Origin of the sequence: Limosilactobacillus portuensis, from assembly GCF_014838735.1 — a bacterium.
Classification (GTDB): domain Bacteria; phylum Bacillota; class Bacilli; order Lactobacillales; family Lactobacillaceae; genus Limosilactobacillus; species Limosilactobacillus portuensis.
In genome coordinates, this window is sequence record NZ_JABUXQ010000022.1 from 12,122 (window position 1) to 36,898 (window position 24,777).

25 protein-coding genes, 1 pseudogene and 2 other annotated features are annotated in these 24,777 nt (G+C 39.7%); of the genes and pseudogenes, 11 read left to right on the plus strand and 15 right to left on the minus strand.

Annotated elements, in window-relative coordinates:
- Positions 1 to 75 precede the first annotated feature (75 nt).
- Both HUK49_RS07910 and HUK49_RS07915 read left to right on the plus strand, forming a co-directional pair.
- Positions 76 to 1,218, plus strand: a complete 1,143-nt coding sequence (locus tag HUK49_RS07910; RefSeq protein ID WP_235981061.1) for a GGDEF domain-containing protein — start codon at positions 76 to 78, stop codon at positions 1,216 to 1,218.
- Between the two features lie 27 nt (positions 1,219 to 1,245).
- Positions 1,246 to 1,947 carry an EAL domain-containing protein gene (locus HUK49_RS07915; RefSeq protein WP_191913310.1) on the plus strand — a complete coding sequence of 234 codons (702 nt, stop codon included), beginning with the start codon at positions 1,246 to 1,248 and terminating at the stop codon, positions 1,945 to 1,947.
- A 400-nt stretch (positions 1,948 to 2,347) separates the two neighbouring features.
- Here the strand turns inward: HUK49_RS07915 and asnS are convergent, their stop codons facing one another.
- The 11 genes from asnS to HUK49_RS07970 form a co-directional block, all read right to left on the minus strand.
- Positions 2,348 to 3,646: an asparagine--tRNA ligase gene (gene asnS, locus HUK49_RS07920; protein WP_191913311.1), complete on the minus strand. Its 1,299-nt coding sequence runs from the start codon at positions 3,644 to 3,646 to the stop codon at positions 2,348 to 2,350.
- Positions 3,647 to 3,675: 29 nt separating this feature from the next.
- Positions 3,676 to 4,686, minus strand: a complete 1,011-nt coding sequence (gene asnA, locus HUK49_RS07925; RefSeq protein WP_191913312.1) for an aspartate--ammonia ligase — start codon at positions 4,684 to 4,686, stop codon at positions 3,676 to 3,678.
- Between the two features lie 64 nt (positions 4,687 to 4,750).
- Positions 4,751 to 5,006 (minus strand) — a binding site (T-box leader).
- 69 nt (positions 5,007 to 5,075) lie between these two features.
- The gene (locus tag HUK49_RS07930; RefSeq protein ID WP_102167989.1) at positions 5,076 to 5,582 is read right to left on the minus strand and encodes a DUF1440 domain-containing protein; all 507 of its coding nucleotides are present in this window, start codon (positions 5,580 to 5,582) and stop codon (positions 5,076 to 5,078) included.
- 6 nt (positions 5,583 to 5,588) lie between these two features.
- Positions 5,589 to 7,025 (minus strand): PTS transporter subunit IIC, encoded by a 1,437-nt coding sequence (locus HUK49_RS07935; RefSeq protein WP_191913313.1) that lies wholly within the window; start codon positions 7,023 to 7,025, stop codon positions 5,589 to 5,591.
- A 146-nt stretch (positions 7,026 to 7,171) separates the two neighbouring features.
- On the minus strand, positions 7,172 to 7,375 hold the full coding sequence (locus tag HUK49_RS07940) for a helix-turn-helix domain-containing protein (protein WP_102167987.1): 204 nt from the start codon (positions 7,373 to 7,375) through the stop codon (positions 7,172 to 7,174).
- 12 nt (positions 7,376 to 7,387) lie between these two features.
- The gene (locus HUK49_RS07945; RefSeq protein ID WP_191913314.1) at positions 7,388 to 7,888 is read right to left on the minus strand and encodes a DUF2975 domain-containing protein; all 501 of its coding nucleotides are present in this window, start codon (positions 7,886 to 7,888) and stop codon (positions 7,388 to 7,390) included.
- A 147-nt stretch (positions 7,889 to 8,035) separates the two neighbouring features.
- A complete protein-coding gene (locus HUK49_RS07950) occupies positions 8,036 to 9,217 on the minus strand; it encodes a thiolase family protein (protein ID WP_191913315.1) in 1,182 nt (393 codons plus the stop codon).
- Between the two features lie 97 nt (positions 9,218 to 9,314).
- Positions 9,315 to 9,935, minus strand: coding sequence for a sugar O-acetyltransferase (locus HUK49_RS07955; protein WP_191913316.1), 621 nt, complete (start codon positions 9,933 to 9,935; stop codon positions 9,315 to 9,317).
- Between the two features lie 29 nt (positions 9,936 to 9,964).
- The gene (locus HUK49_RS07960; RefSeq protein ID WP_191913317.1) at positions 9,965 to 11,320 is read right to left on the minus strand and encodes an MFS transporter; all 1,356 of its coding nucleotides are present in this window, start codon (positions 11,318 to 11,320) and stop codon (positions 9,965 to 9,967) included.
- A 9-nt stretch (positions 11,321 to 11,329) separates the two neighbouring features.
- Positions 11,330 to 13,015, minus strand: coding sequence for a glycoside hydrolase family 2 protein (locus HUK49_RS07965; RefSeq protein WP_206705650.1), 1,686 nt, complete (start codon positions 13,013 to 13,015; stop codon positions 11,330 to 11,332).
- A 317-nt stretch (positions 13,016 to 13,332) separates the two neighbouring features.
- Entirely contained in the window at positions 13,333 to 14,013 is a 681-nt protein-coding gene (locus HUK49_RS07970) for an NAD(P)H-binding protein (RefSeq protein WP_191913318.1), read from the minus strand.
- Between the two features lie 159 nt (positions 14,014 to 14,172).
- Between HUK49_RS07970 and HUK49_RS07975 the strand changes: the two genes are divergently transcribed.
- From HUK49_RS07975 to HUK49_RS07995, 5 genes are all read left to right on the plus strand, one after another.
- A complete protein-coding gene (locus HUK49_RS07975) occupies positions 14,173 to 15,495 on the plus strand; it encodes a C1 family peptidase (RefSeq protein ID WP_191913319.1) in 1,323 nt (440 codons plus the stop codon).
- Between the two features lie 446 nt (positions 15,496 to 15,941).
- The gene (locus HUK49_RS07980; protein ID WP_191913330.1) at positions 15,942 to 17,084 is read left to right on the plus strand and encodes an MFS transporter; all 1,143 of its coding nucleotides are present in this window, start codon (positions 15,942 to 15,944) and stop codon (positions 17,082 to 17,084) included.
- 173 nt (positions 17,085 to 17,257) lie between these two features.
- Positions 17,258 to 17,452: a helix-turn-helix transcriptional regulator gene (locus HUK49_RS07985; RefSeq protein WP_003716362.1), complete on the plus strand. Its 195-nt coding sequence runs from the start codon at positions 17,258 to 17,260 to the stop codon at positions 17,450 to 17,452.
- On the plus strand, positions 17,449 to 17,973 hold the full coding sequence (locus HUK49_RS07990; RefSeq protein WP_191913320.1) for a DUF3278 domain-containing protein: 525 nt from the start codon (positions 17,449 to 17,451) through the stop codon (positions 17,971 to 17,973). Before HUK49_RS07985 ends, HUK49_RS07990 begins: the two co-directional genes overlap by 4 nt.
- Positions 17,974 to 18,062: 89 nt before the next feature.
- Positions 18,063 to 18,761 (plus strand): dihydrofolate reductase family protein, encoded by a 699-nt coding sequence (locus HUK49_RS07995; protein ID WP_191913321.1) that lies wholly within the window; start codon positions 18,063 to 18,065, stop codon positions 18,759 to 18,761.
- Between the two features lie 59 nt (positions 18,762 to 18,820).
- On the opposite strand, the gene HUK49_RS08000 is transcribed toward HUK49_RS07995, so the two are convergent.
- On the minus strand, positions 18,821 to 19,252 hold the full coding sequence (locus HUK49_RS08000; protein WP_191913322.1) for a winged helix-turn-helix transcriptional regulator: 432 nt from the start codon (positions 19,250 to 19,252) through the stop codon (positions 18,821 to 18,823).
- A gap of 65 nt (positions 19,253 to 19,317) precedes the next feature.
- Positions 19,318 to 19,920: a nitroreductase family protein gene (locus HUK49_RS08005; protein ID WP_191913323.1), complete on the minus strand. Its 603-nt coding sequence runs from the start codon at positions 19,918 to 19,920 to the stop codon at positions 19,318 to 19,320.
- 113 nt (positions 19,921 to 20,033) lie between these two features.
- Between HUK49_RS08005 and HUK49_RS08010 the strand changes: the two genes are divergently transcribed.
- Positions 20,034 to 20,342, plus strand: coding sequence for a winged helix-turn-helix transcriptional regulator (locus HUK49_RS08010; protein ID WP_191913324.1), 309 nt, complete (start codon positions 20,034 to 20,036; stop codon positions 20,340 to 20,342).
- 151 nt (positions 20,343 to 20,493) lie between these two features.
- Positions 20,494 to 21,150 carry an SDR family oxidoreductase gene (locus HUK49_RS08015; protein WP_191913325.1) on the plus strand — a complete coding sequence of 219 codons (657 nt, stop codon included), beginning with the start codon at positions 20,494 to 20,496 and terminating at the stop codon, positions 21,148 to 21,150.
- A gap of 95 nt (positions 21,151 to 21,245) precedes the next feature.
- Here the strand turns inward: HUK49_RS08015 and HUK49_RS08020 are convergent, their stop codons facing one another.
- Positions 21,246 to 21,761: a hypothetical protein gene (locus HUK49_RS08020; RefSeq protein ID WP_191913326.1), complete on the minus strand. Its 516-nt coding sequence runs from the start codon at positions 21,759 to 21,761 to the stop codon at positions 21,246 to 21,248.
- Positions 21,762 to 21,932: 171 nt separating this feature from the next.
- On the opposite strand from HUK49_RS08020, the gene HUK49_RS08025 reads away from it, so the two are divergent.
- A complete protein-coding gene (locus HUK49_RS08025; protein ID WP_003716370.1) occupies positions 21,933 to 22,169 on the plus strand; it encodes a cytochrome b5 domain-containing protein in 237 nt (78 codons plus the stop codon).
- 110 nt (positions 22,170 to 22,279) lie between these two features.
- On the opposite strand, the gene HUK49_RS08030 is transcribed toward HUK49_RS08025, so the two are convergent.
- Complete coding sequence (locus HUK49_RS08030; protein ID WP_191913327.1) at positions 22,280 to 23,416, minus strand: 5-methyltetrahydropteroyltriglutamate--homocysteine S-methyltransferase; 1,137 nt, start codon at positions 23,414 to 23,416, stop codon at positions 22,280 to 22,282.
- 543 nt (positions 23,417 to 23,959) lie between these two features.
- Positions 23,960 to 24,196, plus strand: a binding site (T-box leader).
- Positions 24,197 to 24,303: 107 nt separating this feature from the next.
- Between HUK49_RS08030 and HUK49_RS08035 the strand changes: the two are divergent.
- A pseudogene (locus HUK49_RS08035) lies at positions 24,304 to 24,660 on the plus strand (ketopantoate reductase family protein); the annotation flags it as partial.
- Positions 24,661 to 24,777: the final 117 nt, after the last annotated feature.

Here is a 24,777-nt window from a genome sequence, read left to right on the forward strand (position 1 = left end):
TTTCCTAGATTAAATTAGCCAGGAGCAGTAAAATTTGAAAGTTATCAAAAATTACAATGAAAAGGTGAAGTTAATTTGGCGATCCAACTTTTTAGCGCAGTTATTTATTTGCCAATAATTGTTATCTGTATGATTATTAGTCAAATTTACTTTGAACGGTATTGGGAATCGTTTCAAGGAAATAAACTAGCAAATTGCGGGTTAGTTGCAGCGATTATGATTACATATTTTATTCAGGAGTTCTGTCTATTACAGCTATCCCTAATTAATATTAATGAAGTTGCCTTTATGCAGGTTGTTTCAGTCACAATGGTCTTCCGTAATGATAAGAATAAGCTTTGGTGGGGACTATTAACGATTACGCCACTATTCGCGAATACGGTTGAAGTTCTTATGGGAATTGAATCAATAAATACTTGGTGGATGTGGCTCGGTGAGTCAGCAATCTTTCTGTTAATTTGTGGGGCGTTAGTAGAATGGAAAAGAATCTCAATCCGAATTCGCTATCCCTTAGCAATTTTAAGTTTAAGCTTGGTTGAAATCATCTCATTAGGAATTGATAATAATTTTACCGTTGTTAATGTTGCCGCGGCAACGCTTGGTCTCTTGATAATTTTAATTTTTGAAAGTCGTCGGTATGAAAGCGAAATTAGAAATGAAGAAAAGATCAGACTTCTACAAAGGGAAAGTGAACGAGATGACCTTACCGGATTACTTAATTATCGGGCTCTTAGTCAAGAGATTAGTGCATTGACTGAGAATCAAGGTATCCACAGTATTGTAATTGGGGGACTTGATATTGACCATTTTAAGCGGATTAACGATACTTATGGTCACTTTGTAGGGAATGAGGTCCTTAATTACTTTTCAACGATATTTCGTAAAGAGATTCATGAAGCTTTTCCTGAACATGGGTATGTCTACCGTTTTGGTGGCGAAGAATTTACAATCGTTGTTTCAAACCATTCGATTGAGGAAGTTTATACCCTCCTTCAAACAATTGAAAAGCAATTCAGTGAGCGACCCATCGTTACTAAAGAAGGAGTCAAAATTACAATCAGCTTTTCTTGCAGTTTAACTAATCATTTGAATGGTGAATTGCTCGATTTGACCTTGAAGCGCGCTGATAAAATGTTGTATAGTGTAAAGAATAATGGGCGTGGCTGGATCGTGACCGATCACCATGGTATGCCAGAAGAGAACGTCGCAATAAATTGATAAGACAACAAAAAGTAAAGTGAATGAGTGATAAAAATTATAACTAGTAGTGAGAAATTACATAATATCTTTCAGCCGATTTTTCAAGTTGACCACGAGATGAACGCTAAAGTTAATACGTACGAAATGTTAATGCGGGACTCATCAGGAGCATTTCCGGGAATGGATTTTTTAAATAGTCTTACCACCCCAGAAGGAAACGAACAGTGGATCGCTATTAGTAGGAAGTCTCTCGCCACGGCCTTGACCTCACATTCCGAATGCAAAATTTATATTAATTTAGAACCATGCCAAATGGAATTCGATAGTGTTTGGCAATTTCTGGAAGAGGTTCATGAGCAATACGGCTCTCAAGTAGCAATTGAGATTACGGAAAGGCGAGAGACAATTCACAGTCTTGATTACCTTGATGAAAAGATTATTCGTTTAAAGAAGATGGGGTTTGAATTAGCAATTGACGATGTTTGTGCAGGAAGTAATAGTTATGCATTTATCGTTCGTCAGTTAAAAGCAATTCAACGAATTAAATTATCACTATTAGTTTTCAAGAATGAAGATCATGAAACAACACGTGATTTTGTTAATGCCTGGTTAACCTTCGCTACCCGTCATCACCTTGATTTTGTAATTGAGGGGATTGCTGATCGCCAGCTTGCGGAGTCTTTCGCCGGTAATCCGACTGTTCTTCAGCAAGGCTTTTACTGGGGTAAAGGTTCAGCGGAAATTTAATGTAGTCCGAAAAAGCATCAGAGCTCGACTAGCAAGTCGGTTTCTGATGCTTTTTGATATTTAATAAAGAAAAGTCCCGAATTATGGTTGATCACCGCAATTCGGGACTTTTCACTTTATAGCAGGTTTCTGCTCTGAAACTATTTCTACTGCCACAGAGCCAAAACGTGTTCGCCGTGACCGCAACTTCCGCCTAGCTATCCCGTCCTTGATTGTAAACAATCATCGTCCGGGATTTTCTAGTGCTCAGTTGCTAATTCGTCACGGCTCACACTCTAATTGAAACGTGCTTCGCCCGAGTTTCCTAGAGCTAGCAACCTCCTTCCTAGGCGCAAGTCGCCTTCGTCAGGAGAAATTGCTAGCTTTCCGGAAACTCTTTGGGACGAAGGCACTCTAATTATTATGGACGCAAGCGGTTGATCATCCGTGGGAATGGAATGTTTTCCCGGATATGTTCTTGAAGAGTAATCCAAGAGAGGAATCGTTCAAGACCCATTCCGAATCCAGAGTGAGGAACTGAACCGAACTTCCGTAAATCATCATACCAACCGTAGTCTTCCTTGCTTAAGCCGTTTTCTTCAAGCTTATTAGTAATGTATTCGTAGTCGTATGAACGTTCTGAACCACCAATAATTTCACCGTATCCTTCTGGTGCAAGTAAGTCAGCACAGATAACTTGACGGTCATCTTCGGGATCAGTTGGCATGTAGAAAGCCTTAATTGCCCGTGGGTAATTCATGATGAAGACCGGCTTGTTAAATTGGTCGGCTAAGTATGTTTCTTCAGGTGAACCAAAGTCGTCACCGTACTTAGAATCGAAGCCACCTTCTTGAAGCATTTCGATTGCCTTCTTGTAAGTGATTCGTGGGTAAGGTAATTCAGTAAATGGCTTCAGGCTTTCAACTGAACGACCAACCATTTCTAATTCTTGTGCACAGTGATCAATCAAATCTTGAACAAGGTAAGCAATGTATTGTTCTTGAATCTTGAGACTTTCATCTTGGTGCATCCAAGCCATTTCTGGTTCAATCATCCAGAATTCAGTCATGTGACGACGGGTCTTTGACTTTTCAGCCCGGAATGTTGGGCCCATCGTGTAAATCTTGCCGAGAGCCATTGCTCCAGCTTCACCATATAATTGACCTGATTGTGATAGGTAGGCATCAGTGTCGAAGTACTTAACATCGAATAATTCAGTTGTTCCTTCAGGGGCTGATGAGGTAAGGATTGGGGCATCGAATTGGGTAAAGCCATGTTTATCGAAGAATTCCATCGTTGCCAACTTAACCCGACTCCGGATCCGCATTAATGCCCAAGGCTTACGTGAACGGAGCCATAAATGACGGTGATCAAGTAAGAATTCAATCCCGTGTTCCTTGTTACCGATTGGGTAATCTTCGCTTTCACTAACGATTTCGAAGTCCTTGATGTGGATTTCGTAACCGAACTTAGAACGCTTGTCTTCAGCGATTTCACCAGTTACCCAAAAACTGGTTTCTTGGTGAAGATCGTGCTTGGCAGAATCAAACTTAGCTTCATCAACATCATTTTTCCGGATAATTCCTTGGAAAAAGCCGGTTCCGTCACGTAATTGTAAGAAAGCGATCTTCCCACTAGACCGCTTATCAGTTAACCAAACGCCAATCTTAACAGTTTCCCCAACGTGTTCTGGGGCTTGACTAATTGTAATTGTTTCCACTTTAATACTCTCCCTTAATCAATTGTATTTTATAGAATTTGAATATGAGCAGCTTCACACTTCTTGAGCATGTCTTCTGGCCAGATGCTGGCTTGAACTTCACCAACATGAGCCTTACCAAGTAAGAGCATGCAGAGCCGAGATTGACCAATTCCTCCACCAATTGTATATGGTAATTCGCCATTGAGCAACATCTTATGGAATGGTAATTTTTCCCGATCGGTAGCACCAGCTTGTTCGAGTTGGTACTTCATTGATTCTGGACTAACCCGGATCCCCATGCTAGAAATTTCAAGCTTCTTTTGGAGAGGCTTGTACCAGAAAATAATGTCACCGTTAAGGCTCCAGTCATCATAGTCGGGTGCCCGGCCATCATGAGGCTTACCAGAACGCTTCAACTTGTCCCCAATCTTCATTACGAAGACAGCGCCCATTTCTTTGGCAATCTTATCTTCCCGTTCCATTGGAGTAAGATCTGGCCACCGGTCTTCAAGCTCTTGGGTGGTAACAAAGTGAATGTCATCTGGTAATTGGTAAACAGCATCTGGGTAGAGATACCACAATTCTTTTTCAATCCGCTTAATAACCTTGAAGATTTGGCGAACAGTTGCCTTCAAGGTTTGTTCAGTCCGTTCTTCTTTCGTAATAATCTTTTCCCAGTCCCATTGATCAACGTAAATGGAGTGGAAGTTATCTAAGTCTTCATCCTTCCGAATGGCGTTCATGTTGGTGTAGAGACCTTCGTGAAGGCCAAAGCCATATTTCTTAAGGGCCATTCGTTTCCACTTGGCGAGAGAGTGAACGATTTCGATGGTCTCGCCAGGCAGATCCTTCATTTCGAATGAAACGGGCTTTTCGATTCCGTTTAGGTTATCGTTCAACCCGGTACTCTTATCAACAAACATTGGTGCTGACATCCGTTGTAAGTGTAATTCTTGACCAAATTCATCTTGGAAATTTTCCCGAATGTAGCGAATAGCAGCTTCAGTGTCCCGAATTGACAATTTTGGATCGTAATCCTTTGGAATAATTAAACTCATAATTAGCAACTCCTTAATATGCTTAGAATCGAGGATAAATAAAAAAGCCCTTCATCCCCAACATCTAAGGGACGAAAGGCTTTTGTTCCGCGGTACCACCCAAATTGTCTAAAATGTTATTAGACCATCTTATAGAGTACAAGAATACTCTCCCGGCGAGATAACGTACCGGTGACGACTAAGCCTACTTTAAACGAGGTTATTTGGGTTAGTAGCATGGAAAAAGGGTTTTTCAATAATTCAGGTGCTATCGGTCTCCCACTATCACCGACTCACTGTTAGACTGGAAATTATCTACTCGTCTTTCTCATCGCTTTTGTAAATCCTTAATTGTATTTTAACCGAATTTTTATAAATTGCAACTACTTTTAAAAATTTTTTCTTAGTAGTTAAAATTTTGTGCGGTTCTTTAACTGTCTCAATACTTCGTCAGCAATTTCATGGTTAGTCCACATCCAGATTGCATGGCCAAGACTCTCGGAAAGGTGTTCCTCAAAAGGTTGGTCCTTGGCACTAGGGACTGTTTTCATTGCAGGCATAATTACTAAGTGAAAGGCAACCCAAACGGCGATCCCAAACGGAATCCCTTCACCGAGAGTCAAGAATTTAACTTTCTTTTCTAGTAAAGCAGCATAAGCAGTCGCGAATGAAATTGAGAAGCCAAAGTGAACTAGGTATGATACCCAAGGAAGTTGCTGACCAGAGTACGTATAGGTAGCTTGGGTAAGTTTAGCGGGAACCCCGAGTTGTTGAAGCAGGGTTTGCGGTGGATTAACCTTGTCTCGTTCTGGAGTTCTTGGTGGAAGGATATTTTCCCAACCGAGTTTAACAAGGCCAGAGATTACTCCCGCAGCTGTTCCGGCGATCAGAGTATTCTTTAAATTTAATTTTGACATTCTAAATCACTCCTTTGATGGCTTAACGGTATTCTTATCTGCCATTCGTTTAAGATTATGCCAAATTTGTGGTCGGTAGCGGCGAAGGCAGTATAGTAGTAATAGGTAAACCAAAATACATAAACCAATCCAAATTGGATCTTGTGAAATAAAAGCGGCAAAAACTAATGCATTAAGCGGTCGCGCCATTAGGTTGAAACTTGTTACAAGAACAATCCCAGCAGGAATAGCAGCTCCATAATGTGAAATAGCTCCAGTATAGATCTGAGCTAACCAACTAGAGCAGTATAGGCCGATACTGAACCAAACTATTCCATTGGCAATGACTTTGAGGATGTTCCCGTTAGTGATGGCAACAATTGACTCCACCATAAAGGGAAGTGCGATTAGATCGACCACTGGTAAAGTACGGTTACCAGGTAAAATAAAGGCAATTACGACCATAATTGGGATTAGAATAATTCTTGAAATAATTGTTGCTGATTCACCATAACCAACTCCGTCATCGACAGCGAGGAACCAGCGCTTTCGGTCGTTAATTGGATCAGTAATTGATTGCTTATCAGCAGCAGCTCTTCGTTGCTGGTCAATGCTATTAGCGAGTGGTTTAAACGCTTTAGCAAAGACATCTGTAACTAACGGAAAGATAGTCATTACAGCCGCTAACTGAACGGCAAATTGGAAAATCTGTCCCCAGGCATGATAGCTAGTAAGCCGATTAAGGTTACCGAGAATCCCGATCAACAGACCAAGAATTGCCCCAAGAGTGGTTGGCTGACCAAAGACACCGAATTTTCGTTGAAATGTTTTGGGAGTCAAGTGAACTTTATTGAAACCAAGCATATTCCATAATGGATCTAGTAAGATTGCCGGAACTGTCTGGACGATATTTTGAGCAGCACAAACAGTTGTGTTCTTAATTTGATAATAAGATGACCAACGATCAGCTTGAATTTCGGCTAGTTCAAGAGTGTAAAGAAGCATAAAAAATGATAGCCCCATTGATAACCAAAAATTATGGGTAGTATAGTAGGCGAGTGTTCCCCAAATCATAAAGCCAAAATTATTCCATGAGTTAGAAGGCATAAAGACCTTTGTGATGCCGAATGCAAAGAGAATAAATTCAGCAATCAGGCCGAATACAAAAAAGGCCAAACCGACTGAAGAATTAAAACTTGCCAAAGAACCTGCTTGCCAGCCAATATCAACCACTGGAAGCTTGATACCAACATTATTGACCATTTGATGAATAATTTTAGTGACAACCGGGGTGAACTCACTAATAATCCAAGAAAACCCGGTTAAACCAACCCCAGCATATAGCGCAGACATTAATGCGGTCTTTAACTTAACCTTAAGAAAAAGGGCAATGATAAAGATCATAATTGGTACAACAACAGTAGCGCCGAAAGCATTAAAAAAATGACTTATAGATGAAAGCAAGACGCCATCCTCTTTCTATTTAGCGTAAAAATAATAGCAGAAACAACTACTAGATAAGCTTAATAGTTACAAAATCCTTTTACTAGTGGTCATCCTTTTTCATTGTACAACGAAAGATGAAAAGAGTTTGCCTAGACGCTTATTAATTAGTTCTGATCATAGCTTAGAATATCTCCAGGTTGACAATTTAAAATTTGACAGAGTTTATTTAAGGTTGCAAAACGGATCCCTTTTGCCTTACCGGTTTTTAAGATCGAGAGATTAGCTGGTGTGATCCCAATCTCCTTCGCCAATTCCTTAGAAGAGATTCCTCGTTTTTCCATAACAACCCCAAGATTAACTTTAATCATCTACTTCCACCTCTAAATAATACTATTATTTTCATTTTGTAAAGCCAAACCACGCTTAAAGATAAAGTAGATGAGGTAGCAAATAATTAGTGAGGTAAAGAAGGAGTAATAATTACCGCAAGGGAAAAAGTCGAGCTGGGCCGTTATATTAATAAAATGATTAATGATTGTGTTAATTCCGTCAAGGATAGTAAGAGCAAGGAACGAGAACATTAATTTACGTAAAGCTACCATGTTTGCAGGAGCAAAGTATTTCTGAAGATTAATATTGTTGAGGATGTTATGTAAAGCAAGACAACCGTACAAAAAAATAGCCATAAAAAATAAAATATCAAGGTAGAGGAGAAATTCAATTCCCCAGTTATTGCCAATCTGTTTAAAAGAGATAGCGTCAGTGAAAATGTAAATTGGACCAACAATTAGAAAACCAATTCCTAATAGACCGTTTGAAATAATTCCCAAATCAACCAAAGCTTGAATAGCTCCAAGAAGAAACTTATTAACCTTTTTCATTGTTGACACCGCTTTCATTAAACTGTGGTTTTATTATAAAACGATAATAAATTACTGCAAAGCAATAATTTATTGTTGAATAACAATAAATTGATCATAAAAAAGGCCTGGAAAAGTAAATTCCTTTCCAGGCTCCGTATTTAGATATTAATTAGGTAGGCTTACTAAAGCAGCGATTCCCATTCCGCCACCAACACAGAGAGAAGCGACTCCAGTTTGCTTTTGCAAATCCTGCATTTCATGGATAAGAGTGACAACAATTCGAGCTCCGGAACAACCAACAGGATGACCGAGGGCGATTGCGCCACCACGAGGATTAACCTTATGATCATCTAGTTTTAATAATTGTTCACAAGCAATTGACTGACCAGCGAACGCCTCATTTAGTTCGAAAAGATCAATGGTATTTTTATCAAGGCCATTTTGGGCAAATAACTTACTGATAGCGTAGTATGGGCCAAGTCCCATTACTGCAGGATCAAGGCCAACAGTGGTAGAAGCTTGCCATTCAGCAAGCGGAGTAAGATGGTATTTTTTTACTGCTGACTCACTAGCGAGGATAATCGCGGCTGCCCCATCATTTAATCCAGAGGCGTTTCCAGCTGTAACGGAACCATCCTTTTTAAAAACAGGCTTTAATCCCTGAAGTGCGGCTAAAGAAGTATTAGCCCGTGGTGCTTCATCAGTATCGATTGCCGTATCTTGATGGTGAACAGTGACACTGACCGGTGTGATTTCATCATCAAATGCGTGATCTTGTTGAGCCTGAACAGCTTTTTGATGACTCCGGAGAGCAAATTCATCTTGTTGGTAGCGGGCAATGTGGTAACGTTCATTAACGTTTTCGGCCGTAATTCCCATTGCGTAGCCACCCCAAGCATCTTGGAGAGCATCATTTTGCATGGTATCAACTAATTCACCATTCCCGAATTTATAACCATGACGGGCATTTAAAAGAACATATGGTGCTCGGGACATGCTTTCCATTCCACCAGCAACAATCATTTGAGCTTGTTTGGATTGGATTAGTGAAACGCCGAGGATAATACTAGATAATCCAGAACCACAAACATCATTGATTGTAATTGCAGGAGTTGATTGATCTAGTCCGGCAGCGATGGCAGCTTGACGAGCGGGATTTTGACCAGCACCGGCCTGAAGAACATTTCCCATTAATACCTGATCGACCTGCTTACTAGAAATGCCGGCTTTGTGCACTGCATCCTTAATTACAGTTGCTCCTAATTCAACTGCAGACTTTGATGAAAGAGCACCACCGAATTTACCAATTGGTGTCCGTTGAGCGGCAACAATAAAAACTTTTTCCATCAATTATTTCTCCCCACAAAATAAAATTACTGTACTAGTTTAGCGAGAAAAAAGCCCGCTCGCAAGCTTTTAGCGCTGACTTTGTGAATCATTAATCTTATTTTAAAAGTTGAGAATTGATTCGTCGATTACGGTAATAAAATTCACGATCATGTTCAGAGATTTGGCGAGAGACCTTAGCTGGAATCCCCATTGCAACAACATTTGCCGGAATATCGCGAGTAACAACTGCTCCGGCACCGATAACAGAATTATCACCAATAGTAACTCCAGGAAGGATGATAACTCCGGCACCGAGCCAGCAATTACTACCAATTTTAATGGGGAGATTATATTGATAACCATGCTTTCGTAATTCAGGCAAGATCGGGTGGGCAGCGGACGACATAGTGACGTTTGGGCCAATCATCGTATTGTCGCCAATGGTTACATAAGTATCATCAGCGATTGTGAGATTAAAGTTTGCATAGACGTGATTACCAAGTTTGATGTGGTGACCACCCCAATTTGCGTGGAAGGGCGGTTCAATATAACAATCTTTGCCGACGGCTGCAACCATCTTTTTAAGCAATGCCTGTCGTTTCTTCCCTTCAGTAGGTAAGGTTTGATTGTATTCATACATCGGTAACATCGCTTGGGTTTGTTCAGCAAGGATCGTGGGATCTTTTGGTGAATAGATATCCCCAGAATGCATTAATTTACGGTTATCCATTTTCATCAACTCCAATAATGTATTTATTATTCAAACTAGTCTTCTTCTTGTCGCTTTTCAAGAATTGCTTGGCACTTATGAAACTCGGTTTCGGTATAGTTGTATTTAGCAAGAACGAGAAGACGTAACAGTGAGGCGATCGCTGGGATGATTGAAACGATGACAAAAATGCCTGTTAGAGTAGTTTGCGATTGAACTGCATTGGCTTTGTAACCGATGAACGAAAGAACGAGTCCCGTTGTAGCACCAGCGACGGCAATTGCTACCTTGCTGGCAAAGGTTTGGCCACCAAAAACGATTGCTTCACACCGTTTACCAGTTTTGACTTCGCTATATTCAACTGTTTCAGCTAGCATTGCAGAAATAATTGGTCCCGTGGCTGAGTAAAGAGTTTGCGTGATTGCAAGGAAAATAAATACAAGGATGACATGTTTGTAACCAGTCATAAAGAATATAATTCGAATAATTACATCAGTGATTAACAGAACCCGAAGAATGTATAGTTTTTTAAAATGTTTAGTTAGTAACGGAATGAAGAAGAAACCTAACGCACTAAAGGTTCCAATTAATCCGTAAATGCTCATGAATTTAGCGTTAAACAGGTTATAGGTAAAGAAGTAAATAATAATATTGTTGACCATTTCCATTGCAACCTTGAGGAAAAAGAGAATTAAGATCATTAGCATGTATTTATTTGCCTTTACAGCGTCCCAAATATCATGAGCAGATAGTTTCTCAGCTTTTTTAGCAACCACGCGTTCTTTCGTGAACCTGTATCCAAGTTCCATTAAGATAAAGCCAAAAAACATTAAAATACTGACAGAAATAAGATAGCTAGTCTGCGGCGAGCCATGTTGTTTGAAGTAGGCGAGCATGAGTGGCAATACTAAACTGACTATTCCGATACCGCCAAAAACACCTAGGTTAGCGGTAGTAATTAGATTAGTCCGTGCCTGACCGCTTTTAGAGATTACGGTTGAAAGCGACCAGAAAGGGATGTCGGAAAAAGCGTAGCAGGTTCCCCAAAGAATGTATGTTACCGCGGCATAGATTATTTTGCCTCCTAGACTAATGTTCGGATTGACGAAACAAAGAATGGTAGAAGTAATTACGAAGATTGGGGCAAAATGCATATATTTACGAAACTTTCCCTTAGTAGACTTATGGGCGTCAATCCATCCCGAAACAATCGGATCGAACACCGCGTCCCAAAGTCGTGCAATTAAGAAGATGGCACTCGCAATTACAGACGAAATACCAACGATATCAGTATAGTAAATCAAAATAAAACTACCAATAATTCCAAAACTAAAACATTGACCAAAGCCATACGAAAAGTAGGCGAGGTACTCTGCTACAGAAACGTGTTCCTGATTAATTTGTTTTTCCATTTTAATCTCCTAATTAAACTCAAAGCCATTATGATGTGATGAAGTCATTATTTTTCTGATAGCTTCCGGATCAAACTTATAGTGATGGTTATGGTCTAAGAGGCCATTGACTTCCTGCTCAACATCAGTTAGTTGGGTATAGCAGAAACCAGCACAATTGGGAATGCTCATAACCGCTTCAGTAAGCTGCTTGATCTTATCAATGACTGCCGACTTTGATTCGATTCGTTTGCCATATCCCCATGATTGCTGTTGAATGTCTTCTTCATAAGCAATTCCACCATATTCACTAATTAAAAATGGAACGTCTTGCCGTGAATAAGAATCGCAGAAAATTTGTCGCCCACTGGTGAGGGACGGACTACCGGCAAATACTTTAGTAAGATCTTGGTAACTTGCTGCAAGGGAAGAGGGATCACCGTTATAGTCGTGGATTGTGCAAAGGTCTGTTTTAACTTGTTCCCACCCGTCATTGGCGATTACAAGCCGAGAACTATCAAATCCTTTAGTAAGATAATATAGACTATTAGTAAAGGCTTGCTCCTCATTGTTGTGAGCGATCTCATTGACGCCCCAAGATTCATTCATGAGGACGTATGTGATCACGCTCGGATGATTAATATGTTTAAAAATGAAATCAGGTAGTTCATCCAAAATGTGGTTCATCATGGTTGGTGAGAAATTAAAAGAACTTGGGAATTCCGCCCAGGCCAAAACACCTAGTTTATCGCATAGGTAGAGCATTCGATTACTTTCAATGTGTTGATGAATTCGATTGCCATTAAAGCCCATTTCTTTGAGCTTAATGAGATCTGATTGGTAATCCGCTATTGAACCAGTTAATCCAGAATCAGGGTAATATCCTTGATTCAAAACTAATTTCTGGTAAAGAAGCTGATCGTTTAGATAGACAGAGCCATTTCTTGTCTCAATTTGCCGCATCCCGAAATAAGAATAAACACTATCTGTAACAGAGCCGTTATAGATAACCTTAAAGGTAATATCGTAAAGCAGCGGTTTGCTTGGTGACCAATAATGCAATCTGAAGTTTGGATCATCGTTACTGATATTAACAGCGAAGTGAGCTCGTCCATTAATTGTTGAACAGTTAATTGATGTAATTTGTTGTCCTTGAAACTCAATAGTTGCTTGTAATGTAGCAGTTATGGGGATGTTTAACTGTGCGTCAATTTCTAATTGTGCTAGGTGAATGTGGGGGATCATCTTAACTTGGTTTAAATACTGAGCTCCCGTTTCCTCAAGCCAAACACTTTGCCAGATTCCAATTGTTCTGGTGTACCAGCAAAGAAAATTGTGGTCCTTCCATGATTGCTTCCCAATTGGTTGATCAGTTGCGTTGAAATCTTGAACACGAACTTCTAGTATGTTTGAAGCAGTGCACCACTTACTAATATCAATGACGAATGGTGTATGACCTCCAGTATGGCTACCAATGTAATGACCATTTAGCCAAATTTGACATTGGTAATCTACCGCCTCAAAGTGTAGAAGATAATGGCGTCCTTTATTAACTGTTAAATCAAATTTTTTTTGATACCAAACTACTGGGTAATATTTCTCTTCATTAACTTCAGCGTTCTTGAAGGTGTAGCTATATGGAACTTTAATCTGGTATGGAAAATTATGGGGATACTTATCGTAACCGCTTTCATTTTTAGCAATAAAAAAGCCCATTCCCCGTTAAGATCTAGCCAGCTAGTCCTAATCATTTGAGGGTTTGGGTACTTAATCTTATCTAACACAACTATCACTCCGATTTATTAAATATTTTATATCAGCTGGCGATAAAACTATACCAATTATATTTATTACTGCCAAAGAATTTGTTATTTTTAGTTCAAATGTTGATATACCAATTTTGGAGGACGGTGAGAATTTATTAGCCGCAATTAGATTATGGTTAACCCTAAAAGGTTGATAATAAATTAAGGCCGAGAAAACAATTTTTCCCCGACCTTAACATTTTTATCTTAAAACAACTTTTTAGAAACTTAGTCAGCCAAGCCAGCATCATTGTAAGCAACAGGATCACCGATGTTACTCAAGGCGTCCTCGATTGGAGTTTTTCCTGAACGCATCATGATAATATGGCCGATCGTATTCTTATATTTGAGCGTATCAGCAAGAACCTTTGCGACGTCTGGGATTGGGTTAGTGGTATCATCACCTTCACCCAGTGTGACCATTCCTGTTCCTGGCTCATCGGTAAGGGTAGCAGGTTGGACAATTGTGTAGGCTAAATTAGTGTTGTGGATCAAGTAGTTGTCCGCAAAGAACTTGGCAATATTATAGTCGGTAATTGCAGCTAGGGCCTTATACTTAGACCACATCTGCGGTTGAAGAGCATACATTGAACTTAGCATGATGTAACGTTCAATGCCGTCTCGCTCGGCAGCCATCATTGTCTTGACGGCACCAAATGCGTCTGTCTGGAGAAGATCTTTTCCTCTGGAGCCAGCAACGAAGTAAACTACGTCGCACCCATCCATAAGCTTAGCAATCTCGTCAACTTCTGCGTGAAGATCAAGCTTGAGTGCGGAAACACCATCAAGCTTAATGATCTTTTCTGGGTTACGAGAACCAGCAACTACTTCATTACCATCTTTAACAAGATCTTTAATTAGTTCAGTGGCGACCCGCCCTGAACCACCAGCAATAAATACTTTACTCATGGTAATTCCTCCTTTGATATTACTATTTTAATTTTAACGGTTTGGTTTAATTCAAGGAAGCGATAACACTTCTGGGGCAATTAATAGAGGTTAACGAAAAAGTGAGTTATGATTAAAGAGTAATAGTCGCCGAAAAGATTAGTAAAAGAAGGGATTATCGTGACAGAAGAAAAGCATTTAACCACAGAAATGGTTAGGAAATATCAAAAAGTTTTTCATACGCGAGAAGATGCGGAAGTAATTGCACGTGCGATTCAAAAGAATGGGATCAAAAACGCTAGTGAGGACCCAACTGCTAGCCAACGTCTTCACAGAGCGTTTTCTTATGAGATCAAAACGGGGAAGCCAAGTAACCAACGGCATAGTGGTCGATGCTGGTCATTTGCGACCCTGAATACGATGCGACATAAGTTTGCTAAGAAGTATAATTTTAAGGACTTTGAACTTTCCCAAAACTACCTATTTTTCTGGGACCGGATTGAACGAGCAAACATGTACTTCCAAAAGATTATTAAAACCGCAAAGAAGCCTCTTCATGACCGGACTGTTGACTTTTACTTGAGCTTTGCCTTGAATGATGGTGGTCAATGGGCTAATGCGGCCTCAATCATTGAGAAGTACGGGGTTGTTCCAGAATATGTAATGCCTGATACACATAATACTCGTGATACTAGTGATGTTGCTGAAGTAATGAATTACTTAATGCGGAAAGATGCATTAGAATTACGGCACATGGTTAATGATGGTGCAAACGAAAAGGAATTAGCAGAAGCACAACAACGGATGATGGCTGATGTTTATAAGGTTGCTGCCTACTCCTTTGGTGAACCACCGACAAAGTTCGATCTCGAATTCCGTGACGATGATAAGAAGTTCCACCAAGTTCTTGGTCTTACGCCACTGAAGTTCTATCGTGAATACTTTGACACTAACCTGAATGATTATGTTGTAATCACTAACGCACCTGATCACGAATATAACAAGGTTTATGCAATGCCAACTCAAGACAGCGTTGCTGGGGGAATCCCAATTAAGTTTGTGAATGTTCCATTTAAGGACCTTCAAGAAACAGCGATGAAACAATTGAAGGCGGGCGAGACCGTTTGGGTTGGTAATGATGTTCTTCAACAAATGGACCGGAAACGGGGATTGATGGACGCTAAGCTGTTCCAACGTGCTCAATTGTTAGATGTTGATTTCGTAATGGATAAGAAGGATCGCCTTGAATCGAAGCAGGCAATGGTATCTCACGCCATGACATTAACTGGGTTTAACCTTCAAAATGGCGAACCAAACCGGTGGAAGATCGAAAACAGTTGGGGCAAGGATAACGGTGATAACGGCTACTTTGTAATGACTCAAGACTGGTTTGAAGAGTATACTTACGAAGCGGTAATCAACAAGAAATACCTTAGCGACGACTTAAAGAAGCTCGCCGACAGCAAACCTGTCACCCTGACTGCTTGGGATTCGTTGCAGTAGAAAAGAGAGACCTTCCGGTGGCTAACGATTTCTCCGACGAACGGCGTCTTGCCGTCGGAGTCGGAGGTCGTTAACTCGAGGAAGGTTAGGGCGAACCGATCTTAGCTCAGTTGCATAGAACCGTTAGACGGAGGTGGCGGTCGCGGCGAGCCGATCTAGACTTTGTTACATTAGAACCGCTAACTCTAGCAAGTTCCTGGCGAACACGTTTCTACTATGTGGCAGTGGAACTTTAGCTCTAGTACATTAAAAATAATAAAAGATAATTTGCTACTGAATGAATCGCTTAATGAGAAAACTCATTGGCGATTTATTTTTCTTTAAAAAATTAACTATCGTTTGCGGTATGATTATTGCTATAAGAGAAGTTTAGAGAGAAAGAAGTTGGTTAAATCGTGGTAAAGCAGAAAAAAGAATCGATCTTCACAAAGGATGTTGTCCTGGTAATGGCAGCATCGTTTTTCTTCATCTTTAGTAATATGTACTGTAACCCGTTAATTAACGGTTATGCACAAGAACTAGGAGCTTCAAGTGCGTTTGCCGGAATTATTGTGGGGATGATGAGTATTGTCGCAATGTTCCTCAGACCGATTGCGGGGAACTTGACCGACCACTTTTCGAAGTATTCACTATCATTCATTGGCGGCGCGTTGTGTTTCCTTGGGGTAATGGGATATGTAATTACGCCTAATAGTGGCTTGCTATTATTCTTCCGGTTGATTAATGGTCTGGGATACGTCCTTTGCACTGTGTGTATGACTACCTGGCTCTCGTACCTGGTTCCATTTAACCATGTTGGGGAAGCAATGAGTTTTTATGGCCTGATGAACGCTTTGGCAATGGCCTTTGCTCCAGCAGTGTCAATTAACCTTTACCGGATAATTGGTTATCGGGATGCCATCGTTATTTCGGCCTTATCAGCGCTAATGGTGGTAATTACAGTTCAGTTTGTTAGTAACCGGGCTAAACCGAAACCAGTTCCTCAATCACAATCAGGAAAGAAAAAGAAACTTCATATTAAGATTATTCAACGTGATTCGTTATCAGTTGCGGCATTAACGGCATTATTTGCAATTCCATACTTTGCAACCCAAGCGGACATTGTTGCTTATACTGAACAACGTCATTTACCGATTGCTATTGGTTCGTACTTCTTGATTTACGCAGTGGTTTTACTAGCAATTCGGCTCTTTCTAAGAAACCAATTTGATACGGTCCGTTTTGGTCCCTGGCTAGTTACTAGTACAGTAGCAACAGTTTTCTACTTAATTATGCTAACGATCATGAAAACTAACATTGAAATGGCATTGGCAGCTGCGGGGATGGCCTTTGGTTATGGTCTAATTTATTCGGTTTGTCAGTCTACGGCAATGATGCTTGCACCAGATGATGAACGGGGATTGGCTAGCTCAACTTTCTTTTTAGGGTTAGATATTGGGATGACGCTTGGCCCAGTTCTTGGTGGGATTATTGATAGTACGATGCCGGTAAAATGGTTCTATCCAGTAATGCTCATTACCGTACCATTAATCCTTTTGATTTACTTCTTCAATCGGCGAAAGTTGAATAGTGCGGTCGGTAATCATTAATTTCTACAATTGAATTATTTAATGCTGAAAGGCTAGTAATGACTGGTGAGAAAAAGATAATTTCCTCACCAGTCTATTTTTTGTCATATATAGTTGACAAAGCAGAATGACCTTAGTAAGATAATACCAACAAATGTCATTTATATATGACAATTAGGAGGAGTGAGTAATTATTGAATCGCGTCCGTCAATTTAGGAAGAAGCAACAATTATCACAATTTGAATTGGCAAAAGAGATCGGGGTCGCGCGCCAAACAATTAGTTTAATTGAAAGTGATAAGTATAACCCATCACTGGAATTATGTCGGAAGTTAGCAATTGCATTAAAAACAGATCTAAACTCACTTTTTTGGGAGGAATCAAAATGACAAAAGAAAAACTACGTAATAGTCTTCTTAAATTTTCATACGGAATCAGTGGCCCAATTGATGAATACCAAGAAAAGCAACTAGATCACCTTGGTAATTCAGCTTATTTAATCTTAACTTTAGTTACGCCAGTTTTACTATGTATCGCGGTTCTCTTGGCATTAGTTACTACCTACCAGATAGCCTTTTGGTTCGCAATTATTAGTTTATTTGCCTTATTTATTATTGTTACCTGGTATTTTTACATTATTGCTATCCGGCAGAAAGTGTTAGTAAATGAGGTTGATTCGGGCGAACTGAAAGAAAAACGAAAAATAGCCATTAGACGTGGTATTATTACAGGAATTGTTTTTTCCTTGATTGAATGTATTGGTTTAATAATTATTTACCAGAGTTATTCAGTCAAATGGAGCTACGCACTGATCGTTAATGTGATTATTGTATCCATACTTGTTGGTTTGTTTGCTGGAGTACTGGCAGGGGTAATTGCCTGGAAGAACTTAAAAAAATTCAATGGATAATAAATAACGGTCAGTGTTTCATATGAAACATTGGCCGTTTTAAATGATGTTTAACAGGAGTAAACTGGTTATAAAGGAAGTGGACGGCAATGGATCGAGCAAAAGTTATTATTCATATGTACATGTCAATTGACGGTAAAATTGATGGTGATTGGGATGGGTTGCCGGGAGATAAAATTTCTGGTGACTATTACGACGATCAACTATTCAAACTTGGCAGTGCCAATGCTAACGGGAGTAATACGATCGTAATGTATGCTGCTAAGGGGAAGCCGGACCTAAGTAAATATGATGGTCAACGGATAGAATACCGTGATTGGGTACCAAGCGAAATTAAATCAGCAACTTGGGATGTTAGTTACGATCGTCGTGGAAGAGCTGGCTGGGAGAAAAATTACTTTCCGTATGCCGGAAGGAAAAACCGGGCGATTGAAGTTATTACTAAGCAAGCCTCCCAAAACTACCTTGCCTTTCTCCAATCAATGGAAATCCCGTACTTAGTTTGTGGTGAACGAGAGATCAACTTTGCCGAATCATTGGTTAAACTGAAAAAATATTTTGATATTAAAACAATGGTTCTGGGTGGCGGCGCGTTAATTAATGGGGCCTTTCTCAAGGCTGGATTAGTGGATCAGATTTCGTTAGTAATCGCTCCGTATATTTCAGGTGATTCAAAGAAGAAGGGAACCTTTGACACGTTAGGGAAATTTGTTAATCAACGCTTCCATGTTACCCAAACGAAAAAGCTAGGTGATGGTGGCGTTCATCTAATTTACGATCGAGATTAGGTGAACTATCGTAAAACAGCGGAAGCTCCAGTTGTTAGAACTTCCGCTGTTTTTATTGATTACTTTTTAACAATTTCTTGCTTCCAGTGATGAAGGTGTTGCTTGGTAATTACACACAGGCCATCTTCGCCAAGCTCCTTCATTTTGTCTGTACACATAATTTTAACGTCTTGTTTATTACTAACTTGTTGCTCACCCCAGTAATTTAAATATCGAAGAGCAGCATAAAGGTTTTCCCCTTCATCAGTTAGTCGATATTCAACGTGGGGCGGGATGGTATTATAGCTTTTTCGGGCGATTATACCGGCATCGCCAAGTTCACGAAGCTGGTCACTCAATACTTTATGTGATGTTCCCAATTGCTTAACTAATTCGCCAGTGCGTCGGGGATGACCAGCAAGTAGGTAGAGGATAACCGGCTTCCATTTGCCACCAATTAGGGAAAGAGCATAATCAGCACCCGTATTAAACATTTTTACCTGTTTAGCCATAAAAAAAATCCTCCCTCCAGTAATTTCATTATATTATGAAACCGCTAAAGAGAGAATTAATTATATTACTTGATTAATTTAAATTTCTCACCATCATTGAGAAAATCCTTATTGCCAGCGGATGCTTCGATTGAGCCGAATGGCATTTCAGCACGAAGCTGCCAACTATCAGGAAGGTCGAATGCTTGGTGAATTGCATCATCAATCAGTGGGTTGTAGTGTTGAAGACTAGCCCCGATCTGTTGTTCAGCAAGAGCAGTCCAAACGGCTTGCTGAGCGCCACCGATTCCTTGTTCTGCCCAGTCGGCAAAGTTGTCTGCATAAGCTGGGAATTGTTTCTCCAATTCATGAACAGTATCAGTTTCGGTTAAGAATAAAATGGTCCCGAAGCCAGCCCGAAAACTAGCAATCTTTTGTTGGGTTTTGGCGAATGCCTGTGGATCCTTGACAACTTCCTTTAATGCTGCTTCGACAATGTCCCAAACTTTATCTGAAGACTTGCCAAATAGGACGACAGCCCGAACAGTTTGGCTGTTAAAGGCGGTTGGCGAATTTTTGATTGCCGTTATAATTAGATCATAAATTTCCTCTGGGGAGTTAGTTAGCTGATCACCGAGAGCGTAGATTGAACGCCGTTGGGCAGTTAATTGGTTAAATGCTGATTCCATAAGTAATTCCTCCGTTCATTGTTTGATTACTTACTAATAATAAGTATAATTGATTGATGACACAAGAGGGGAATTTTATTTCACCTAGTAATTATTAAAGGAGGGATAAAGTGATGACTAAACAAGTTGAAGATTGTCCGATCGAAACCACCTTAAAACAAATTTCAGGGAAATGGAAAAGTGTAATTATTTTTCGTCTCTTAGAACATCCCCAATGTCGGTTTAACGAACTGCAGAAGCTAATCCCTGAGTGTTCACGGCGAATGCTAGCGTTACAGTTAAAAGAACTGGAGCATGATGGCCTAATTAGTAAAACAGTTTATCCGGTAGTTCCACCTAAAACAGAGTATTCGTTAACGGAACGTGGTAAAAAGCTTAAGCCAGTAATTGAAGGGCTACAAGAGTGGGGAAGGATCAATTAGTCTGGATTAGTAAAAAAATTTAAATACCGCCTTTGATTGACTGCCAAGTAAATGTTACTTGAGGGTAACTATCTTACACAGAAGTGCTTACTTTTAATAAGCTCAAATCTCCTTATACTTAAAAGTGAACAAAGGTTAGGAGGAAGATAAAATGACAAAGCAAGTACTAATTTTAGGCGCAACTGGCCAAATCGCTCAACACGCTATTAACGCGTTATTAAAGAATAGTGATGCGGAACTATTGCTTTTCACTCGTCACCCGCAACATTTAAAGAATGTAGATGAAGGTCGAGAAAAGGTTATCAAGGGCGATACCTTGAAGATGGATGAGTTAAATGCTGCTGTGTCACAAGCAGATGTTGTTTACGCTAATTTGCGGAACCCTGAGATTAAACAGCAAGCTGAAAATATTGTTAAGGCAATGGATAAATATGGAGTAAAGCAGCTTGTTTGGATTTCCTCAATTGGGATCTATGATGAAGTTCCTGGTAAGTTCGGTGAGTGGAACAATGCTGAATTAGGTGGTGGTCAAAAGGATAGTTACCTTGGAACTTACCGCAGTGCAGCTGATGTTATTTCTGCTTCTGATCTTGATTACACAATTATTCGTCCGGCATGGTTAACAAATAAGGATGAGGTTGATTACGAGACAACAGAACGAGGAGAAGCGTTTAAAGGGACTGAGGTTTCACGAAAGTCAATTGGTAATTTTGTAGCAAAAATTATTGCTGATCCAGCTCCATATGCTCGTAAGGATTTCGGTGTTAATAAACCTAATACTGACGGCGATAAGCCAAATTGGCTTTAATGAAAATAACTAATGCTGATAGTTAAATAAAATAAGGCATCAATGACCTTCTGTAAAAAAAGATCATTGATGCCTTATTTTAGAATTGGGTAAAATTATCGATATTGATAGTCTTTTTGGGCCATCTGGAATAAAACACGGTCGTATTTTTGAGTGCCATCAGGGAAATTAACGGTGAATTTCTCAAGGTTACCACCCTTTTCAATTTTTCCGGATGACTTCTTTGTTATTAGTCCATTATCGATTGTGACCTTATCGTTCTTAATTTTGTAATATTTCTTGCTAGTGGCTTTGTTAAGGATTATCCGGTCAGCGAGATAGCGATTAATTGTTCGTGGGGCAGCCTTTTCTTCTTTCGTGGAATCTTTGGTAATTACTGGTTTACCTGATTGATCAGTATCGGTTACATTAACGTAAGCAGATTTACCATTAGTAGTAAAGAAGACATATTGATGCGCGGTTGTGTAACCATTTGAATTGATAAAAGTAACAAGGTAGACGCGGTTATTTAATGACTTTTGCGACATTGCTTGGACGGGTTTATCTGTAATAGTTATAGTAATGAGAAATGTCATCATGCTAACTAAAATCGGCAATAAGAACTTCTTCATGGGCGACCTCCTTTCAAACCATTATCTTTATTATAACAGCTTAAATTTTTTTAAAGGTGTTTGGTGGTGTGGCAGTTCAGAAGCGAAACATTAGTGCTTAAGACCTGATAGTGTTATAGTCAAATTAGAGAATGAAATAATTAGATTTGTTGACTAAGGAGGCAGTAGCTAATGGCAGAAAAGACTTTTACTCGCGAAGAATTAGCAAAGTTTAATGGACAAAATGGTCAACCAGCATATGTTGCCATTTCTGGAACAGTTTATGATGTCTCGAATAAGGCTGCTTGGAAGGGTGGTAAACACCACGGTAATGAGGCCGGTCAGGATCTAACAGATGTTTTGTATAATGAGTCGCCTCATGGAGATAAGGTATTAAAAGATTTACCTGTTGTTGGTAAGTTGGTATAGAAATAGAAAATGAAAATCCCTGACAATCATTAGAGCTAACGATTGTCAGGGATTTAATTTTTTAAAATAATTCTGGAGTTGATGTTATAGGCTGACGGCTTCGCACTCTCCTAACCCCAAATCTGTTCTGCAATCTCTTTAACAAGCTTAATCTTTGCCCATTCTTGCTCCTCGGTTAAGATGTTTCCTTCTTCAGTTGAGGCAAAACCACATTGGGTACTTAAGCAAAGATGGTCGAGGGGATGGAATTCAGCGGCTTCCTTGATTCGGTCAATAATTGTTTGGGGATCTTCGAGGTCGCCACTCTTAGAGGTTACCAAGCCAAGAACGACATACTTGTCATCAGGAACCTTTACTAATGGTTCAAAGCTCCCAGCACGGTCAGAGTCATATTCGAGGTAGAAGGCTTGAACATTTTCCTTTGCAAAAAGGTGATCAGCTACTGGTCCATAACCACCTTTAGCAGCCCAAGTTGAGTGGTAATTTCCACGACAAATATGAGTAGTGACGGTTAGATCATCTGGAAGGTCCGCGATCGCATCATTATTTAACTTAAGGTAGGTATTTTCGAGTGCTTCCCGGTCAAAACCAGCTTTGGCCATTGTTGCCCAGAATTCATCATCGACAACCATTCCCCAAGTACAATCATCAATCTTAACATCGCGACAACCTGCATCATAGAGTGCCAGAATTAAATCGTGGTAGGCTTTTGCAATATCATGGAAGAGTTCATCATCGGTAGGGTAGTACTTCCGTAAAGCAGCAATGTTTTCATCACCACGAACTAATTCGGCATAGAATTGAGCCGGTGCTGGAATACTTTGTCGAGGAGTGACGTCTTTACCATCCGTAAGACTCTTCAGAAATTTAAATGCTTCAACATCAGGATGACCTGGTTTGAAGGAAATCTTCCCAGCAACTTGTGCAGAGTCATTACGGGTTTCCTCATCGTGGAAAAGATAACCGTGTTCCTGAGTTGTATGCTTAATTCCCGCGAATCCCCAGAAAGTATCAAGGTGCCAATAGCTTCGCCGGAATTCACCATCTGTAACAGCGTTTAAGCCGGCTGCTGCTTCCTTATTGACTAGTTCGGTAATACATTGATTTTCGACTTCTGTGAGTTGTTCTTGATTAATCTTTCCTTGAGCAAAATCATTACGAGCTTCCTTTAGCTTTTGTGGACGAAGAAAACTACCAACAATATCATAACGGAATGGTGAAGTAGTGCGAGTTGTAAATTGAGTCATATTGAATACATCCTTTCTTTTTCAGATAAGTTCAGGAAATAAGAGCAAATAAAAAGCCCCTAGGAAAAGCAGTTTAACTTTTCCTAGGGACGTCAATTTCAATCAGTCAGAAATAACGTGTTACCACCCTATTTTGATCAGGTCTCACAACCTAATCCTCAGTAGGTACACCCGAAGGTAAACCTAGACGTTTTATCGGTCGTCAATCGTGAACAACTAACTAAATATAGCTCATCGTTCGTAAGTGCTCCAAGACCATCTTCGTCAAAGTCCTCCAGATTGCTTCTCATCTAACGCAACTCTCTGTGCTGAATTTCTAAGACTACTCATCTTTTCAATGCAATTTGTAAATTTGATTGTCATTATATTAGAATATTCTCATTTTGATGTCAATAACTAATCTTTATTATTTTAAAAATTAAGTTTAATCGATTTATTAACTGAACTACTACACCGAATGAACATATTAAATTAAAGATTTAAAAAGAATATTGACAATTAATGATCGACGAGTTAAATTAAAACACAATTAAATTATAATTATAAAACACGTTGACAAGAAGAGTAGTTAGGATCATGTTTACAGAGAGTCCTTGGTTGATGAAAAAGGATAACCTGATGTTAATGAAAATCACTTTGAGTGCCAGGATGAAGTTAGTAATCTGCGGTGGGAGTAGCCCATTATCGCTACCGTGTTTAGTTATTATGACTGAACATTTGAGGTTAATGGTGTGAGCTATTAACGAATAAAAGGTGGTAACACGCAGGAGCGTCCTTAAGGTTGATTAATCAATCTTTGGGCGCTTTTTTATTTATAAATTACCGATCAGCAAGAAAGCTTTATTACTGAGACTTATTGGTGAGCTAGAGAAAGGGAGTTGGATATTATGAAGTTTACAGTAGTTGGTGCTGGAGCAATGGGTCTCCGCTTTGGTGTATTGTTACAAGAACAAGGAAATGAAGTTGACTTTGTGGAAGGTTGGCAACCACATTATGACAAGATGAAGGAACAGGGCGGGGTTTATGTTACTCGTGAGCATCAAAACAAACACCTAGTTCCCGTTAACGTCTATACTCCAGAAGAATATACAGCAACTGACGCAGACTTTGTGTTCTTTGAACTGAAGCAGATGCAATTAGACGATATGTTAGAACGGTGTAAACATTTCTTCAAAGATCAGTATTGTTTAACCGCGATGAACGGGATGGGACACGTCGAGAAATTACTTAAATATTTCCCTAAGGCAGATTGTAAAATTTAAGTTGAACATTTAAGTAGACAGAAAAACCCATCAAGGTCTTTAATGGTGTTACCACAACATTCCATTAGAAAGAAGGACCTTAATGGGCACCACTATTTT

Excerpts from the sequence above, each read along its gene's own strand:
- HUK49_RS07970 (WP_191913318.1), bottom strand. The coding sequence starts at position 14,013 with ATGAGTAAAGTATTTATTGCTGGTGGTTCAGGGCGGGTCGCCACTGAA.
- HUK49_RS07960 (WP_191913317.1), bottom strand. The coding sequence starts at position 11,320 with ATGGAAAAACAAATTAATCAGGAACACGTTTCTGTAGCAGAGTACCTC.
- HUK49_RS08000 (WP_191913322.1), bottom strand. The coding sequence starts at position 19,252 with ATGGCTAAACAGGTAAAAATGTTTAATACGGGTGCTGATTATGCTCTT.
- HUK49_RS08005 (WP_191913323.1), bottom strand. The coding sequence starts at position 19,920 with ATGGAATCAGCATTTAACCAATTAACTGCCCAACGGCGTTCAATCTAC.
- asnA (WP_191913312.1), bottom strand. The coding sequence starts at position 4,686 with ATGAGTTTAATTATTCCAAAGGATTACGATCCAAAATTGTCAATTCGG.
- HUK49_RS07955 (WP_191913316.1), bottom strand. The coding sequence starts at position 9,935 with ATGAAAATGGATAACCGTAAATTAATGCATTCTGGGGATATCTATTCA.
- HUK49_RS07930 (WP_102167989.1), bottom strand. The coding sequence starts at position 5,582 with ATGTCAAAATTAAATTTAAAGAATACTCTGATCGCCGGAACAGCTGCG.
- HUK49_RS07980 (WP_191913330.1), top strand. The coding sequence starts at position 15,942 with ATGGCAGCATCGTTTTTCTTCATCTTTAGTAATATGTACTGTAACCCG.
- HUK49_RS08020 (WP_191913326.1), bottom strand. The coding sequence starts at position 21,761 with ATGAAGAAGTTCTTATTGCCGATTTTAGTTAGCATGATGACATTTCTC.
- HUK49_RS08030 (WP_191913327.1), bottom strand. The coding sequence starts at position 23,416 with ATGACTCAATTTACAACTCGCACTACTTCACCATTCCGTTATGATATT.
- HUK49_RS07945 (WP_191913314.1), bottom strand. The coding sequence starts at position 7,888 with ATGAAAAAGGTTAATAAGTTTCTTCTTGGAGCTATTCAAGCTTTGGTT.
- HUK49_RS08015 (WP_191913325.1), top strand. The coding sequence starts at position 20,494 with ATGACAAAGCAAGTACTAATTTTAGGCGCAACTGGCCAAATCGCTCAA.
- HUK49_RS07940 (WP_102167987.1), bottom strand. The coding sequence starts at position 7,375 with ATGATTAAAGTTAATCTTGGGGTTGTTATGGAAAAACGAGGAATCTCT.
- HUK49_RS08010 (WP_191913324.1), top strand. The coding sequence starts at position 20,034 with ATGACTAAACAAGTTGAAGATTGTCCGATCGAAACCACCTTAAAACAA.
- HUK49_RS07995 (WP_191913321.1), top strand. The coding sequence starts at position 18,063 with ATGGATCGAGCAAAAGTTATTATTCATATGTACATGTCAATTGACGGT.
- HUK49_RS07950 (WP_191913315.1), bottom strand. The coding sequence starts at position 9,217 with ATGGAAAAAGTTTTTATTGTTGCCGCTCAACGGACACCAATTGGTAAA.
- HUK49_RS08025 (WP_003716370.1), top strand. The coding sequence starts at position 21,933 with ATGGCAGAAAAGACTTTTACTCGCGAAGAATTAGCAAAGTTTAATGGA.
- HUK49_RS07990 (WP_191913320.1), top strand. The coding sequence starts at position 17,449 with ATGACAAAAGAAAAACTACGTAATAGTCTTCTTAAATTTTCATACGGA.
- HUK49_RS07965 (WP_206705650.1), bottom strand. The coding sequence starts at position 13,015 with ATGGGCTTTTTTATTGCTAAAAATGAAAGCGGTTACGATAAGTATCCC.